A 16,768-nucleotide genomic window follows, 5' to 3' on the forward strand; every position below is an offset into this window, starting at 1 on the left:
ATAAAACTAGTAAGTATTTAATATTTCAGCGATTTTATCATCTGACCTTGCAACCACAGCTTTATTGCTATGCTCAATAATTGGTCTTTCTAATAATTTTGGATTATCGGCTACTATTTTTATAAGCTCTTCTTGAGTATAGTTTTTATCTTTAAAATTTTCTTTCCAAATATCTTCTTTAGTACGAATAATATCCTTTATAGATAAATCTAGCTTTATCAGTAGTTTTTTTAACTCCTCTTCTTTCAAAGGATCTTCTAGATACAAACGTACGTCATAATTTATATTACTTTCATCTAAGGCTTGCTTAGCTTGACGAGATTTTGAACACTTTGGATTATGATAAATTTTCATAGAAATAATTTTCTACCTAATAATATATACATTATAAATAAACTAACAAAGAAATATAACTTTATAAAGTCCAATAAAAACACTAATTCACACCCTTAAAAATTAATACTTATTTAATGTTTTTTCACAATTTAACCTAAAAACATTTGAAGGCTCTATAATGTTCACTATAATAAAGTTAAGGAAATAAGTGTTTTTATGGATGATTTCAAAATTATAAAAATCATAAGTTAAGGTAAAAATCCGCTAACCAACAAATAGGAGAGTTTATGTCACATAAACTTTGGAGTAAAAACTACCCTTCACAAATTTCAACAAATATAGATATTCCAAATATTACTCTAAAAGATATGCTAAAGTCAGCTACTGAAGATTTTGCTTCTCATGATGCTTTAATATGTCAGGGGCAGAAGCTTACCTTCAAGGAAATAGATGAGCTCTCTGATACCTTTGCCGGATATCTGCAACAGAAATGGGACGTTAAAAAAGGCGATCATATTGCCATTATGTTACCAAATATTTTACAGTTCCCTATCATCATCTTTGCGCTCATAAAACTAGGCTGTGTATTTGTAAATATAAACCCTTTGTATACTAGTTGTGAAGTTAAAGGCATTCTAACAGACTCAAAAGCTAAAGGTATAATCGTCCTTTCTTTCTTGGCACATAATGTAGAAGCTATAGCTCATGAATGCGAAGATCTTAAGCATATGATGACAGCAAATATTGTTGATTTATATTCGACCCCTAGAAAACAAATAGTCTCTTTTGTTGCTAAATATTTTAAGCAAATGAAAGATCAGTTTTCAAAAGAAAGGTTTGATAGTTTTAGTGAGGCTTTGGAATCTAAACACACTCCAGATTATAGTAATATCACAATATCACCAGATGATATGGTAGCCCTACAATATTCTAGCGGTACAACTGGTACCCCTAAAGGCACAATTTTGTTACATAGAAACATTGTTGCCAATGTCTATCAAATCAAGGCTTGGACAGATGGATTTGATGTTGATGTAAGTAAACAAATAGTTATAAATGCTCTACCTATTTATCATATATTCAGTTTGACAGCCAACTTATTCCTATTTTACTTTTCCGGAGCTTTACAAATTCTGATTCCAAACCCTAAAAATATATCTTCTCTAGTTAGCGAGATGAGAAAATATAACTTTAGTACAATCTTTGGAGTGAATACTTTATACATTGCTCTACTTAACAACAAAAAGTTTATAAAAAGTAAATTCCCTAACTTTCAACTTTCTATAAGTGGTGGTATGCCAACTATGAAGTCTATTGCAGATAAGTGGAAAGAAGTCACAGGTGTCAGTATCAGAGAAGGTTACGGGTTATCTGAAATGTCTCCTGTAGTTAGTGTTAATACTTTAGATAATGATGCCCCATTTAATGGATCAGTTGGCTTCCCTTTACCTAACACTGATGTTTCAATACGAGATACTGACGGAAATGATTTGTCACAAGGAGAGGTTGGAGAAATTTGGGTAACAGGACCTCAAAAATCTCCAGGATTCTGGTGTCTTCCGAAAATAAATAAAGAACATTTCACAGATGACGGTTGGTTAAAAACTGGTGACGTTGGATATATTGATGAAGAAGGAAGACTAGTTATATCTGGAAGAATTAAACATATGATTATTGTTTCTGGGTTTAATGTTTTTCCTAAAGAGATTGAACTTGCCCTACTTGATAAAGAAGAAATAGAGGAAGCTGCTGTTATAGGAGCTCCCTCATCAGAAACTGGTGAAATGCCTGTGGCTTTTATCGTATTAAAAGAAGGCCAAAAGATAACTAGTAAAGAAATACAAGCTTACTGTACCTCTAAATTAGCACATTACAAAATACCAAAAAAAGTGATTTTTAAAGATACTCTTCCTAAGGATACAGTTGGGAAAATAAGTATTAAATCATTACAGAAGGAGTATACTGAAAACTATCAGTAAGAATTTTTAATTTTACGTTTATTTCTATTTGAGGAGAAAAAATGTTCAACAAAATCTACAAAATGAGTAAAAAATCAATTCCTCCTATTTCTAAAACTGAGCAGACTGCGTTAAATGCTGGCGACTGCTGGTTTGAGCAAGAAATATTTCAAGGAAAACCTGACTTTAACAAATTACATAGCTTACAGAAATTTGTATTATCTGATGAGGAAAAATCTTTCCTAGATAATGAAGTAGTTGAGTTATGCAACATGTTAGATGATTGGAAAATTAACTATGAAGATAAAGATCTAACAGAAGAAACTTGGAATTTCATAAGAGAGAAAGGGTTTTTCGGCCTTATAACTCGTAAAGAACATGGTGGAAAAGGTTTTTCAGCGGCAGCACATTCTGAGATTGTAATGAAAGTAGCTACTAAGAGTGTTACCGCTGCAATTACTGTCATGGTTCCAAACTCTTTAGGGCCTGGTGAATTATTACATCACTACGGTACTGATGAACAAAAAGATCATTATCTACCTCGTTTAGCATCTGGTGAAGAAATTCCTTGTTTTGCTTTAACTGGCCCAACTGCAGGATCTGATGCAACCTCACTTCCTGATAGAGGAATTGTTTGCTATGGTGAACATAATGGAAAAGAAGTTCTAGGCATACGTTTAGAAAATATTAATAAAAGATATATAACACTTGCTCCGGTAGCAACTTTAGTTGGACTAGCTTTTCAGCTACAAGATCCTGAAGGATTATTAAATGGTGTTGGTGAAGAAGGTATAACATGTGCGCTATTACCTCATGATCATAAAGGTTTAGAAATTGGGAAACGCGGTTTTCCATTAGGGCAAGCCTTCATGAATGGTTATATCAAGGCTAAAGAAGCTTTCATTCCTATAGACTGGATTATTGGTGGACAAAAAATGGCTGGCGAAGGCTGGCGAATGTTAGTTGAATGTTTATCTATTGGACGTGCTATTTCACTACCTGCATGTGGTACAGCTAATACACTTATGTCGGCTGTGATCACTTCTGCTTATAGTAGTGTTAGAGAACAGTTTAAAGTTCCTATCGCCCAATTTGAAGGTGTTCAAGAAAAGCTAGCAGAAATAGGAGGATTCGCTTACCTTGCAAATGCAACTCGTGAATTTACCGTAAGTGCCATCGATGGAGGGATTCGTCCATCTGTAGCATCTGCTATTTCTAAATATCATCTAACTGAAATGGGAAGAGTAACAATAAACAATGCTATGGACATTCATGGCGGTCGTGCAATTATCATGGGTAAAAATAATTACCTCGCGATTCCATATATGGCAACACCTATCGGAATTACTGTGGAAGGTGCAAACATCATGACTCGTAATCTCATGATTTTCGGTCAAGGTGCAATGCGCTGTCATCCATATATTCGTTCTGAAGCTGAAAGCTTGATGAATCCAAATGAAGAAGAAGGAAAAAAAGCTTTTAATGACCTAATGAAAAAACATATTACTTATATGTTTAGTAATGGTGGTCGTACACTTTGGTATGGTTTAACTGGGGGCATTACAGCTACAGGATACAAAAGTAAATTTAACCGTTACTACAAATATATAACTCATATGAGTACTGCTTTTTCATATATCAATGATTTATCATTAGTTGTGCTAGGTGGTGGTCTTAAGCGAAAAGAAAGGCTTTCTGCTCGCTTAGGTGATGTTATGAGTTACTTATATATGGCTTGTGCAGTGCTGAAATACTATAAAGATTCTGGCGAACCTGAAAGTGACGATCTATTTGTGCAATGGAGTTTACAGTACTGTTTATATAATGCTCAACAAGCCATGCTAGATCTATTTAGAAATTTCCCAAATAGACTTTTAGCATTAAAAATGAAGCTTTTTGTATTTCCATACGGTAAGAAATTCAGAAAACCTTCTGATGAACTTGAGGCTAAAATCTGTAAAGAGCTTGTAACAAATGGCTCTACTAGAAATTGGATGAAAACTAAGTGCTACATCCCTAATGATGATAATGATCCTGTTGGTCGTGTAGAAAATGCTTATTTAACAGCCTTAGAAGCAAATTCAATCAAACATAAAATTATAGAAGCAATTAAAAATAATAAGCTACCAAAAGCAAATTGGTCATCATTAGTTGATCAAGCAGTCGAACAAAATATTATCTCCACTGAAGAATCAGTTAAAGTCAAAGAAATGCTAAGAAAAGTTAATGAAGTTATTCAAACAGATGAGTTTGATGACTATGCCCTTGGACCGAAAAATGCCCATCCAGAATGGCAGAAAAATAAAGCTAATTAGGAGAGAGCAATGTCAAAGTTAGAACAAAAATTTAATGAAATGCTTGAAGCAGTCCGTGATGCAACGATTGACTTTAAGCCAGATAATAGCCAAAAATTAAAACTATACGCTTTCTATAAGCAAGTAATGGAAGGTGATGTTCAAGGTAAATGCCCTTCTGTATTAAAAATGGTTGAACGTGCTAAATGGATGGCATGGGATGCTATTAAAGGAATGAGTAAAGAAGATGCTATGAGAGGATATTTAAGAGTTTTTGGCCCTGAATATCTTCCAGAAGATGATAGTTCATCAAAAGAAGAATCCTCTTCATCTTCTAATACACTAAAGCATTCAACTAAAGAAGTTACAAAAAATTCAAAGCGTAAAGCTATTGATAAAGTTGCTGTATTAGGTGCTGGTGTTATGGGATCTCAAATAGCTGCACACTTTGCTAATGCCAGATTTCCTGTAATTCTATTTGATTTAAAATCTGAAGATAAATCATCAAATGCTATTGCTGAAGGTGCTCTAGAAAAGTTAAAAAAACTTAAACCAGCTCCTTTTGGATCAAAAGATTCAATCAACTATATAACTCCTGCAAACTATGATGATCATCTAGAGCTTCTAAAAGACTGTGATTTGATTGTTGAAGCGGTTGCAGAACGTTTGGATATCAAAAAAAGCTTATATACAAAAATTGCTAATTACATAGATCCAAATACTATTTTAACTACTAACACATCAGGTTTAAGTATTAAAACTTTAGCAGACTATCTTCCTGAGAATTTACAAAGTCAATTCTGTGGAGCGCACTTTTTTAACCCTCCAAGATACATGCCTTTAGTAGAACTAATACCTCATACTAATACAAAAACTGAGATATTGGATAAATTAGAAACTTTCTTAACCGCAAAACTTGGCAAAAGTATAATCCGTACAAAAGATACTCCTAACTTTATCGCAAACAGATTAGGCGTATTTTCCATGTTAATAACTTGTTACTACACAGAAGATATGGGAATTCCTCTTGAGATTGTAGATGGTTTAACTGGTAAAAAACTTGGACGTGCAAAAAGTGCAACATATCGTACTGCAGATGTTGTTGGATTAGACGTACTTTCTCATGTTGTTGATACTATGAAAACAAATCTAAAAGATGGTTGGGAGCATGTTTACCAACTGCCTCAATGGATTGATGACCTAATAAAAGAAGGCTCTTTAGGGCAAAAAACTAAAAAAGGTCTATATATTAAAGAGAAAGACGGTATCAAAGTGTTAGATCTAAAAACAAACAAATATCGCCCTTCTGAGAAAAAAGCTGATAAAGAAGTCTTAGAAATCCTATCTGAAAAAGATTGGGGCAAAAAACTTGAGGCATTACGTAATAGCGAAAATCAACAAGCTCGTTTTTTATGGGTATGTTTCAGAGAGATGTTCCACTATGCTGCTGTCTTAGTTGGTGATATTTCTAATTTTCCAAGAGATATGGATATGGCTATTCGTTGGGGGTTTGGATGGAAAGAAGGTATTTTCGAAATTTGGCAACAAGCTGGTTGGCATAAAGTAGCTAGTTGGCTGAAAGAAGAAATTGCATCTGGTAAGACTTTATCAAAACAACCTCTTCCTGAATGGGTTTATACTCTAGAAAATGGGGTATATGCAGATAATAAACAATTTAGTTACTCTGATAAAAAATTAGTATCTCGTGAGAGTCTACCTGTTTATAAACGTCAACTATTCCCAGAAATGGTTATTGGTGAACATAACAATATAACTACCGAAACTCTATTTGAGAATGATGGTGTTAGATTATGGCAAGTTGATGAATATAAAGGCATTGGGATATTATCATTTAAAAGTAAAATGTGCTCAATTGGTGATGATGTTCTTGATGGAATTTCTCAAGCTATCGATATCGCTGAAGAGAAGTGTCAAGCAATGGTTATTTGGCAAGAGCAAGATGTATTCTCTGTCGGAGCAAACTTAGAAGAATTTGGTATTAAATTTACCATGAATGGTAAAACTGCTATCGAAGAAGTCATTCGTAAAGGACACCAAATAATCACACAAAAATTACGCTATAGTAAAATCCCTACTGTTGCTGCTGTTAAAGGCTTCGCTTTTGGTGGTGGATGTGAAACTATTCTTCACTGCGATGCTGCTGTTGCTGCTTATGAAAGCTATATCGGATTAGTTGAAGCTGGGGTAGGAATTATACCAGGCTGGGGTGGTTCAAAAGAAATGGCAAAACGTGCCAGTGAAGCTCAAGATCCATGGAAAGATTTTGAAAAACGCTACAAAAATTTAGCTATGGCACAGGTTGCTACAAGTGCTTATGAAGCAAAAGAAATGGGTTTCTTGCGTGAGAGCGATATCATTGTTATGAATACAAAAGAAATCTTAGCTGTTGCACTTAAAAAAGCTCAACTTATGGCATTCTCAGAATATCAGCCACCTTTAAAACAAAAGATCAAAGTATTTGGTGAAACTGGTATTGCTACAGTTAAAGCCTTACTAATAAATATGAAAGAAGGTAATCAAATCTCAGACCACGATTATAACATAGCCTCTAATCTTGTAGATGCTATGTGCGGAGGAGAAATTGAAAAAGATACTATGGTTTCTGAAGATTGGCTGCTAGAAAAAGAGTTAGAAAACTTTATTGAGTTAGCATCATCAGAAAAAAGTGCTGCTCGTATGCAATATATGTTAGAAACAGGTAAGCCGTTAAGAAACTAATTTTAAGGAGTAATTCACATGAGTGAAAATGTTTATATAGTAGCAGCAAAACGCTCCCCTGTTACAAAAGGTAAAAAAGGTGGGTTTGCAAAAAAACGCCCAGATGATCTATTAGCTGATGTCTTAAGAATGACTGTTGAAGAATCAGGTATTAATCCAGAAGATATAGATGACATAGTAGTTGGTTGTGCCATGCCTGAAGCTGAGCAAGGTATGAACGTCGCTAGAATCTCAACACTACTAGCAGGCTTACCTGATTCTATACCAGCATTTACAATAAATCGTTATTGTAGTTCAGGTTTACAGTCTATCGCTATTGCTGCAAATGAAATTGCTCAAGGAAATATTGATGTAGCAATTGGAGCAGGAGTAGAGAGTATGAGTATGATTCCATTTGGTGGTAATAATATCTCTTTCAGTAGGGAAGTTTTTGCTAACGATGAGCATGTTGCTATTGCTTACGGTATGGGTATTACAGCTGAAAATGTGGCAAAAGACTGGAATGTTTCTCGTGAAGAGCAGGATGCTTTTGCACTTAAGAGTCATCAAAAAGCAGTTACTGCTATCGAAAATGGTTATTTTGATAATGAGATCTTACCTATAGATGTAAGTCATCGTAAACCTGATGAAGAAACTGGTGGAATAGTTGATCATAAAAAAATTATTGCTATTGATGAAGGTGCTCGTAAGGATACATCTATAGAGGCTTTAGCTAAACTAAAACCAGCTTTTGCTGCTAAAGGCTCTGTTACTGCTGGGAATAGTTCTCAAGTTTCTGATGGTGCTGGAGCTGTAGTTTTAGTTAGTGAATCATATCTAAAAAAACATAATCTACAACCACTTGGTAAATTTTTAGGATTTGCTGTTGCTGGAGTACCACCTCGCATTATGGGTATTGGTCCAGTAAAAGCTATTCCAAAAGTACTTAAGCAGACTAATTTAACTATGAATGATATAGATTGGATTGAGCTTAATGAAGCTTTTGCTGCTCAGTCAATAGCTGTGATTAATGACCTAGAGCTTGATGAGAAAAAAGTTAACCCTTGTGGTGGAGCTATTGCTCTTGGACACCCTCTTGGAGCAACTGGTACAATATTAACTGTAAAAGCTCTTCATGGCTTACGTCGCACTGGTAAAAAATATGGCATGATCACAATGTGTATTGGTACAGGTATGGGTGCAGCTGGAATTATTGAAGCTTGTTACTAATTTAAATAAGGTATTTATTATTATGATAAATCTAGATGACTACAAACCTATAGATTTTCACTGGAACTATACCTGCTTTAGCTCTAAAGATAAAAATCCTATTGGTTTGCAATTACCTCTATATCACATTAGCAATCATCTATATACGAAGTTTAAATGCTTGCCACACCATGTTGGTTGGGAAAATGTCATTCATGGTGGCATCATAGCACTGATATGTGACGATATATTAGGCAAGCACGTTCTAATGGCTGCAAAATCTTTTTGTGTAACACGCAATCTAAATGTGAAATATTTAAAGCCTGCTTATAGTAAGTTAGCATATATTTTTAAAACTACACTTATCCGTAAAAGCCGAACAACTGTATGGATGAAAGTTGATATATATAATCAGAACCATGAGTTATGTGCTTATGCCGATGCTGATTTTGCTCTTCTAGAAGAACAACACGCTAAAGCAAAAGATATAGCTAGTTATAATCTTGATGATCTTATTTCACAAAGTATGAAAAACTAAATATTTAGAACAATTTATTTCTTATTTTAATTCTTTATTTGCCATTTCTGGTAAAAACTTATAAACCAATACTGCAAATAGCAACATACAACCTGCCATAAATGAGAAGATTAGTGGATAACCATAAGTATTTACTAACTCTAAGAAACTAGAAATAAATATACTTTCTAATAGCGCTTTAGAAACCAATGCTATAGAAATACCCATGCCTCTTAGATGTATAGGTAAAACTTCTGAAAGAATCAACCAAATACATACAGCTGGACCAACCGCTCCACCAAATACAACTATAATTATACCTATAAGAGCTATAATTTTTAGATCACACTGTAATGCAATAATAGTGAGAATAGTAAATACAAAAGCAATTAACAAACCTGATATAGCTAATTTCCTACGTCCTACTCTATCTACAAAGAAGATACCCACTACTGTTGCTAATAGATTCACAAGTGTCAAAGCTGAACCATAGTCACTTGCGTGAATTTTTAGATTAGGGAGAACTTGTCCAAATATTGTTGGACCATAGCTTATAAATAAATTAATTCCTACAAAACCATTTAGTACTGTTAAGAAGCTTATTAAAATTAATTGAAAAAAGTAGGTCTTATTTCTTAACGCAGCTATAAAGTCTACAAACCTTATCTTCTCTCTTATCGAAGATGACGGTTGTGAGTCTGCAAAAAGTCTTTTATTAGTTTCATCTGCTAAAGCAGTTTTACCTTTAGAATAAAGCCATGCTGGTGAAAATGGCGCTATAAAGCTTACAAATAGCAACGAAATAGCTAAAGGTATTGCAAAAGCAAATATTAAACGCCAACCATAGTTAGCTGCCAACAAACTTGCTAATAAATTTGCAATAAATATCCCACTAGCTAATGATAGCTGAAATATCCCTGTAGCTCTTCCTCTAAAATTAACAAAACTAGCCTCTGCTATATATATAGGTATTACTGTAAGTAGAAAACCTACGGATATACCCTGAAATAATCTAGATAATAATAAAGACATATAGCTTTGTGACAAGATCATCAATACTATGGATATTGCAAATAAAAATGACCCTAAAGAAATAGTATTCCTTCTACCAAATAAATCCATTAAAAAGCCTGAGATAAACTTAGATATTAATGCACCAAAAAATACTACTCCCGCAATTTGTGAAAGTTGCAAAGGACTCAACATTAACTCTTGTTCTATTAAAGGTAGTGTTCCTGAAATGACTCCTATATCAAAACCAGAACAAAGCCCTGTTAAAACAATAAGGCCTAGAACTAACTTCTGATATTTATTTACTATCATTAGGCTTCCTTGGTTATTATCTGATTATAGGTTTCCATTACTATTGAGTCTGTTTTTGTTAAGTTTTTTGATATCTCATATAGCTTCTGGACTAAATCATCATACTCCACTTTAGGATGCCCTGTTTGCTCTAATAAATACTCTACATATCTAGTGCTTCTATCTATAAGCTTATTATTTGCTGGAGATACATAAGTCATAATATTACTTGTATATCTACCTAATCTACCCATTAATAAAGTTGAATGAGTATTTAGTAAAATTTTTAATAAAACTTGAGATGTAACCTCAGACATTTTTTTATGTCTTATAGAAAAACTTTTATCGTCATAAATAACTGTATAACCATTTTCATTTTTAATAACTTCAACTACTTTATGATTATTTAAGCTAGATCTTCTTTTAACAGCTTGAGCTGAAATATTAAAACCTTCTAATCTCTCAATTCCTGTATCTGCTATTGAGAAATCCCACTCTAGTGTTCTAGGTTTATGATTTAAAATTTTTGACCATGTATTAGTATTAGAGTCTTTTATCGATAAATAACAATAGCTTGTTTTATCTTCTTTATTATTAATATTTTCAAATGGTGTAACACTAAAAGTCGGCGCTCTTTCTGTTGTATCTGTAAGTATTGTTAAACCTAACTCATCATCTGTTATGTAAGTTGTAAAACCACCATTCCTATAACACTCAGATTCAAATGTAGTAAAATCTTTAACATCACTAGCATTTATAGACTTCACTCCGTCTAAAAGAGCATCTAACTCTTTTAAGAAATCAATTTTTTCAAATTGTGCAAATAACGCTAAACCAACAAACAATGTTTGTACAGTTGTTGCTTGCATTCTAGTACTACCTGCTAAAGCCATCGACTCTATAGTTAAGCTTAGACTCTTTACATCATCGGAAGTTATCAAATCATCTGATCTTTTAACTGATTTCAAAGATTCATCTGAATTACAATAAATAAGCCAAGGCTCAACTTTAGAATTAGCTTTTGCATATTCAACTGTTGACAGTACAAAAGGAGTTTCCCCTCCCTCTGTAACCCCAACCATTAAATCATTCTCAGAAAATCCAAGCTCTTTCACATGTCTAGTAGCATACTCAGGATGATCTTCAAAACCCTCAACTGATTTAACTAAGGCAGCATCACCTCCCGCCATAAATCCTATAACTTTATCTTTCAGGTTTGCTGGTGCATATCTTTTCCAAAGACTTTCTAATAAAAGTGCTAGTCTTCCTGTTGCACCACATCCAGATATAAAAACCTTATTAGTAATTAATGCTTTAGAAATATCGGATTTTAATAACTCAAACTCTTTAGAATATTCTTTAAGTTTTTCAATAACATCTATATCAACTGATCGAATCATTTCTATAGCTAGCTCAAGATCTATCTGAGATTTTTCAGCTAATCCAATGGTTTTAGGATTAGGTTTCTCTGTGGTCAAATGACCTAATCTAAACTTCTCTCTATTATCCCAAAAAAAAGACCAATCTTTTATTAAACCCATACCTACCTTCCTGTAATTTAATTACCAAAATTAACTTCTGCGTCTTATATCTTTTAAGCTTTGTTCAAACAATAGTTGACCATTTTCATAATATGTTACAAATTCACTTTTGGGATGATATTGACCAACTTTAAAACTCTCATCTAAAACTATAGTCTGATACTCTCCATTCTCATCTTTAATAAGATCAAGACGCCCTTTTTTAGACTTTTTAGTTCTATCTGTTATTGGGTTTTTATACACATCGAAGATTTCGTTTCCTCTTCTGATAGCTGAACATTTCATTGCAAATTTAAAACTATCTCTATTTATAGAAGATTCAAAGTTACCTTGCAGCAATGCTCCACCCATACCAAAGGCTATATTTTCTGCAGAGAACTTTATTTTTTTCATTGCTTCTAAGATTTTCTTAACTAAAGTTAGATTCACGCCATCACCTTGAATCAAAGCAACTTTATTTAAAACCTTATATCCTTTCGAATTAATTTTTACACCATAGCTTTTTTCTAATTCAACTAAAGCATAAGTAATATTATCAATTGCATCACCAGAGTCTGGTCGTATAACAAGATTTGCCTTCTGAGATAAAACTTTATCTCTTAAGTCTGTCCATGTTTGTATAGCTCCTTTAAAATCCCAGCTATCAGACACACAAGCATATAAAAGACTATTATCACCAAACTTATTTATCATATTTTCAAAAGCTTCTTTCTCATTCTCAAGCCCATGACCCCAGCATGTAACTGTAGAATGCTCACTAGCGGGTATAGAAAATCCTGCCATTTCTTCTGAATAGTAATCTCTACAAAATTTTAAAGCAGCTAATGTATCTGTACCCATAAAATTAGTAAGATGTGCTGCTCCACCAATCTGAGCAGACTCTTCACTTGAAACACCTCTATATCCAAAATCATGTAACATAAAGGGTAATTTATCTAAAGTATCTGCCGTTTCTTTTAGATATTTCTCTATTTCTATTTTTATATTGTAACTAAGAGTTGCTACTGTAATTGGATACCAAACTTTAAGCAAAAGAGTTTCTAAAAATCCCGGTAACCAGAAAAGCTCTTCGTCTGTACTTTCTATGGTCATAAGAGCATTTTTAGTAGGTATAACAATACCCTCTTTAATAGCTCTTATCCTAACTGGTAAATAACCATTATATTTATCTATAATCTTTCTAAACCCTTTTTCATAAAATGGAATACCATGCAGAGCTAAAAGTTCTTTAGCTTCATTTACCATCTCTATAGTTATCGGTTTAGATAAATATTTTTTAATATAATATTGAAGACCAAAGAACTTTGTTTCCTCCTTAAGATAAGGACCTGACGCTCCTCTACTTTCTATATAAAAATGAAGGTAATTAGTATTTTCAGGATATTGAAAAGGATGTGAATGCTTATAACTATCTGTCATTAAAAGGATATTTTGATCAGTCATTAAGCTACTAAAATCTAAAAGGTAGTTAGATCATTATATCTTATTACCCTCTGATATAAAAACTATTGCTTCTAACCCTCTTTTATTTTTCCTTCAACAAGTCTTAAGACTTTTTCCATATAGCCTAAAGAAAGCCCAGTTTTATCAAGCATTGGATTATATTCAGCTACTTCAAAACATACTAAATTATCATAATCAATTTTAGAGATAGTCTCATAAAAAACTTCCGGCTGAATTCCATTTTCCACTGGAGTGCCAACTGCATCCATCATAACAGGATCTAAACCATCTAAATCAAAGCTTATGCCAACATTACCATTTGTTGCTTTTGCAAGGCGATCAAACTCTTCTAAAAAGAGTTTTTCAAAATTCTGACTATTCAAATCTTTTTGATAATAAACCTTTACTCCAAGCTCATTTAAAAATTCTTCCTCTGCAGGCTCATAAGAGCGTATACCAAAGAAAACAATATTTTCTGGCTTCAGTTTTGGCTCATTATTTAATATGTGTGTAAATTCTTGATACCCATGACCAAGTAAGTGAGCCACCGGCATACCATGAATATTACCAGTTTCAGATGTATCTGGACGATGACTATCCATATGAGCATCTACCCATATTAAACCAAGATCATTTCCTTGTTTTTTTAAATGATCATAAACACCACTCCATGTACCTATAGCACATGAATGATCGCCACCTAAGGCTAGAGGAAATTTATTTTCGGATAATACATTAGATATTTTCTTAGCTACTTTAGTGAAATATCTTTCCATAGTATCTACTTCAATACGCCCACCAATATAATTAAAAATTTGCGCGTCTATTCTTCTATCTCTTAGAAGATTTAATAATACATAAGGAGCTCTTCCACATCCTATTTTACGACCAGCATTACCAATAGAAACTCCTATTGCTTCTACTTTTCTCATATTATTACTCCAAAATTATTATAGAACTGAATATAAATTTTTAGGATCTTTAATAGGCGGGATCATATTCATATCACTGCCAATCTTATATTTATCGGCCAAATCCAGAACTAACCTTAATGCTGAAAAGTCTTCAATAGCAAAACCAACTGAATCATAGATTGTAATTTCATCATCACTTTCGCGACCAGCCTTATTGCCTGAAAGTATTTCCCAAACTTCAGCATGGAGAACTTCTTTTACTTCTTGTGGAGAAAGATTTTGAATCTCTCCTTCAATCATAGATTGTTCTTTGTACTCTACAACAACCTTACCACGGAATAGTATTTTCATATCTAACTCTGTCTTACCTGGACAATCTCCACCAAGACCATTTATATGTACACCTTCTTTAATCCAATCATTCTCAATAACAATCGCGTGCAGCTTACAAGCTGTACAAACAACTATAATATCTGCCCCTTCACATGCTTCTTTAGCGCTCTCACATGGTTGAAGGTTTAAGCCAGAGTTTTTCATATTGTTAGCATACTTAATCATTGCCTTAGGATCTGTGTCATAGTATTTCACAGTTTCTATTGGTCTTATTAGTTTATGTGCCAAAGTTTGAAACTCACTTTGAGCACCAGTACCAATTAGAGCTAAAGTTTTACTATTTTTTCTTGCCAGATAATCAGTTGCTAAAATAGTTGCTGCCGCTGTTCTTAAAGCAGTTAAAAGTGTCATTTCAGATATTAATAAAGGATATCCATATTTGATTTCATTAAGTTGTCCAGTAGCTACAACAGTTTGTTTTCCATCAAATGGATTTCCAGGATGTCCATTCACACATTTATATGTAAATAGCTTATCATCTGCAGTTGGCATAAGCTCTAAAACCCCACCAGGAACATGCGCTGCGTACCTTGGTGATTTATCAAACTTATTCCATCTTATAAAATCTTCTTTTGTATACTGAACAAGATCTTTTACAAAATTATCAAAACCATGTTTTTGGACAATCTTAGCCATATCATCCACAGAAACTATTCTCATAAATAAACTCCAAGAATATAAAAAATATAACCATATAATGATATATGGAACCTAAGTAAAATTCCAGCTACCTCTATAAAACACTATTGAACATTACTTGATCGTATTTATCGACTTTAGTAATCCATAACAAAGAATTTTTGCCATGTTGAACTTTGACTTTCCTTATTTTTCCATCTATTTCAATATTATAGTAACCCTGATCTAAATTTATACTATATAACTGGACATTATTTGGTAATAGCAACCAGCTTCTCTGATCTGCAACTGTAGTAAGTTGAGAATAAGCAGTTGCAGCAACAGCTGCTAAAGCACCGTAATCACCAGATGACTGTATTGCTGCTACAGAAGCAGTTACTTTTGCTATAACTCTAGCTATTTCTCGAGAAAGAATAGCCGGATAATCATCACTTAATGACTTAGCCGCCATAGCAGTAGTATCAACGAGTAAGGATGTCTTATCTGAGTCTACTAAATTATTATCTTTAAAAACTTTTACACCTACAGATGGTTCTAAAACGTATTTATCATAATAAGGAAGAGATATTTTTTGTACTCCTGCCATTCTTGCAAATATTATTATTGGCAAATCGAATCTTTTTATCGATTCGACAAGCCCTTGCTCATATATAAGAACTAATTTTCCTTGGTTATCTTTATATAAAGGTGCTTCACCATAAAATGCCTTTCTTACCTGCTCATAATCTTTACTTACATATGGATTATTTGGCAATATTCTAGAAGCATTTTTCATAGATAAATGCACATTATTTAAGTCATTATCATAGGCTTGGTATATTAGAGCTTCCAAATAATATCCAAAACCATTTTCATAAGAATTAACTACTTTACTAGCAATCTCTTGAGTATCCCTAAACTGCTTAGTATTAACAAAATCTCTAGTGATATATTGAGATTCACCACCTCTAATGTCCTGTTTTGTTGTTCTTTTAATATCTTGAGCTAACTGTTTTGATTCAAAAGTAGCATATTGAGCATAAGATAAATTTCTTATACTTACAGCAGCATCTTCAATGTTCTTATTAATCAAAAAGTTTAATGCTCTATAGATATATAAAAAAGTTATTTCATAATCTTGAATACGGTACAGCCTTTCTTTATCACTTAAAGCAACTGATTGAATACCTGAAATAATATCTCTTACTCTAATTAAAGCTTGAGTTTGAGTTTTTGCTACATAGTCTGTAGCTTTATTATAATTTTTTTGTGATGTATCAACACTACCAGCAAATTGCTCAAATCTTCCAACCTCAAGAAATCCAATTGGTGAATCCACACTTTCTGATAAAAATACTTTTCTTAAATTTTGCTCTTCTTTTTTCGGAACTCCTGATCTTATAGAATCTTTAGCTGGCTTTATTTTGTCAGGGTGACTAGAGCTAAGAGTTGCGCAACCAGTAATAAAACTAAAAAAATATATATACAAAAATAATTTTAGAAATAATTTTTTCATGTTAAACAT

Annotated in this window: 12 protein-coding genes; 5 read left to right on the plus strand and 7 right to left on the minus strand. The window is 33.1% G+C overall.

The window, feature by feature from the left end; genetic code table 11:
- Nucleotides 1–6: 6 nt before the first annotated feature.
- Nucleotides 7–354 (minus strand): arsenate reductase (glutaredoxin), encoded by a 348-nt coding sequence (gene arsC / locus KX01_RS08760; RefSeq protein WP_071664622.1) that lies wholly within the window; start codon nucleotides 352–354, stop codon nucleotides 7–9.
- A gap of 269 nt (nucleotides 355–623) precedes the next feature.
- Here arsC and KX01_RS08765 point away from each other — a divergent pair, with 269 nt between their 5' ends.
- From KX01_RS08765 to KX01_RS08785, 5 genes are read left to right on the plus strand one after another with little or no spacing between them, the layout of a single operon-like run.
- Nucleotides 624–2,315 carry a long-chain-fatty-acid--CoA ligase gene (locus KX01_RS08765; RefSeq protein WP_071664623.1) on the plus strand — a complete coding sequence of 564 codons (1,692 nt, stop codon included), beginning with the start codon at nucleotides 624–626 and terminating at the stop codon, nucleotides 2,313–2,315.
- 41 nt (nucleotides 2,316–2,356) lie between these two features.
- On the plus strand, nucleotides 2,357–4,609 hold the full coding sequence (locus KX01_RS08770) for an acyl-CoA dehydrogenase (protein WP_071664624.1): 2,253 nt from the start codon (nucleotides 2,357–2,359) through the stop codon (nucleotides 4,607–4,609).
- A 9-nt stretch (nucleotides 4,610–4,618) separates the two neighbouring features.
- Nucleotides 4,619–7,327: an acyl-CoA-binding protein gene (locus KX01_RS08775; RefSeq protein WP_071664625.1), complete on the plus strand. Its 2,709-nt coding sequence runs from the start codon at nucleotides 4,619–4,621 to the stop codon at nucleotides 7,325–7,327.
- 18 nt (nucleotides 7,328–7,345) lie between these two features.
- Entirely contained in the window at nucleotides 7,346–8,536 is a 1,191-nt protein-coding gene (locus KX01_RS08780; RefSeq protein ID WP_071664626.1) for an acetyl-CoA C-acyltransferase, read from the plus strand.
- Between the two features lie 22 nt (nucleotides 8,537–8,558).
- Nucleotides 8,559–9,053 (plus strand): PaaI family thioesterase, encoded by a 495-nt coding sequence (locus KX01_RS08785; protein ID WP_071664627.1) that lies wholly within the window; start codon nucleotides 8,559–8,561, stop codon nucleotides 9,051–9,053.
- A gap of 21 nt (nucleotides 9,054–9,074) precedes the next feature.
- Here KX01_RS08785 and KX01_RS08790 read toward each other — a convergent pair whose 3' ends face one another.
- The 6 genes from KX01_RS08790 to KX01_RS08815 form a co-directional block, all read right to left on the minus strand.
- Nucleotides 9,075–10,355, minus strand: a complete 1,281-nt coding sequence (locus KX01_RS08790; RefSeq protein WP_071664628.1) for an MFS transporter — start codon at nucleotides 10,353–10,355, stop codon at nucleotides 9,075–9,077.
- Nucleotides 10,355–11,875, minus strand: coding sequence for a hypothetical protein (locus KX01_RS08795; RefSeq protein ID WP_071664629.1), 1,521 nt, complete (start codon nucleotides 11,873–11,875; stop codon nucleotides 10,355–10,357). Before KX01_RS08795 ends, KX01_RS08790 begins: the two co-directional genes overlap by 1 nt.
- A 30-nt stretch (nucleotides 11,876–11,905) precedes the next feature.
- The gene (locus KX01_RS08800; protein ID WP_071664630.1) at nucleotides 11,906–13,318 is read right to left on the minus strand and encodes a nicotinate phosphoribosyltransferase; all 1,413 of its coding nucleotides are present in this window, start codon (nucleotides 13,316–13,318) and stop codon (nucleotides 11,906–11,908) included.
- A gap of 71 nt (nucleotides 13,319–13,389) precedes the next feature.
- The gene (locus KX01_RS08805) at nucleotides 13,390–14,250 is read right to left on the minus strand and encodes an arginase (protein ID WP_071664631.1); all 861 of its coding nucleotides are present in this window, start codon (nucleotides 14,248–14,250) and stop codon (nucleotides 13,390–13,392) included.
- A gap of 18 nt (nucleotides 14,251–14,268) precedes the next feature.
- Entirely contained in the window at nucleotides 14,269–15,285 is a 1,017-nt protein-coding gene (locus KX01_RS08810; RefSeq protein WP_071664632.1) for an ornithine cyclodeaminase, read from the minus strand.
- A gap of 73 nt (nucleotides 15,286–15,358) precedes the next feature.
- Nucleotides 15,359–16,759 (minus strand): hypothetical protein, encoded by a 1,401-nt coding sequence (locus KX01_RS08815; RefSeq protein WP_071664800.1) that lies wholly within the window; start codon nucleotides 16,757–16,759, stop codon nucleotides 15,359–15,361.
- Nucleotides 16,760–16,768: the final 9 nt, after the last annotated feature.

Source organism: Francisella frigiditurris (genome assembly GCF_001880225.1).
Classification (GTDB): domain Bacteria; phylum Pseudomonadota; class Gammaproteobacteria; order Francisellales; family Francisellaceae; genus Francisella; species Francisella frigiditurris.

Excerpts from the sequence above, each read along its gene's own strand:
- KX01_RS08785 (WP_071664627.1), top strand. The coding sequence starts at position 8,559 with ATGATAAATCTAGATGACTACAAACCTATAGATTTTCACTGGAACTAT.
- KX01_RS08770 (WP_071664624.1), top strand. The coding sequence starts at position 2,357 with ATGTTCAACAAAATCTACAAAATGAGTAAAAAATCAATTCCTCCTATT.
- KX01_RS08790 (WP_071664628.1), bottom strand. The coding sequence starts at position 10,355 with ATGATAGTAAATAAATATCAGAAGTTAGTTCTAGGCCTTATTGTTTTA.
- KX01_RS08795 (WP_071664629.1), bottom strand. The coding sequence starts at position 11,875 with ATGGGTTTAATAAAAGATTGGTCTTTTTTTTGGGATAATAGAGAGAAG.
- KX01_RS08815 (WP_071664800.1), bottom strand. The coding sequence starts at position 16,759 with ATGAAAAAATTATTTCTAAAATTATTTTTGTATATATATTTTTTTAGT.
- KX01_RS08775 (WP_071664625.1), top strand. The coding sequence starts at position 4,619 with ATGTCAAAGTTAGAACAAAAATTTAATGAAATGCTTGAAGCAGTCCGT.
- KX01_RS08805 (WP_071664631.1), bottom strand. The coding sequence starts at position 14,250 with ATGAGAAAAGTAGAAGCAATAGGAGTTTCTATTGGTAATGCTGGTCGT.
- KX01_RS08800 (WP_071664630.1), bottom strand. The coding sequence starts at position 13,318 with ATGACTGATCAAAATATCCTTTTAATGACAGATAGTTATAAGCATTCA.
- KX01_RS08765 (WP_071664623.1), top strand. The coding sequence starts at position 624 with ATGTCACATAAACTTTGGAGTAAAAACTACCCTTCACAAATTTCAACA.
- KX01_RS08780 (WP_071664626.1), top strand. The coding sequence starts at position 7,346 with ATGAGTGAAAATGTTTATATAGTAGCAGCAAAACGCTCCCCTGTTACA.
- KX01_RS08810 (WP_071664632.1), bottom strand. The coding sequence starts at position 15,285 with ATGAGAATAGTTTCTGTGGATGATATGGCTAAGATTGTCCAAAAACAT.
- arsC (WP_071664622.1), bottom strand. The coding sequence starts at position 354 with ATGAAAATTTATCATAATCCAAAGTGTTCAAAATCTCGTCAAGCTAAG.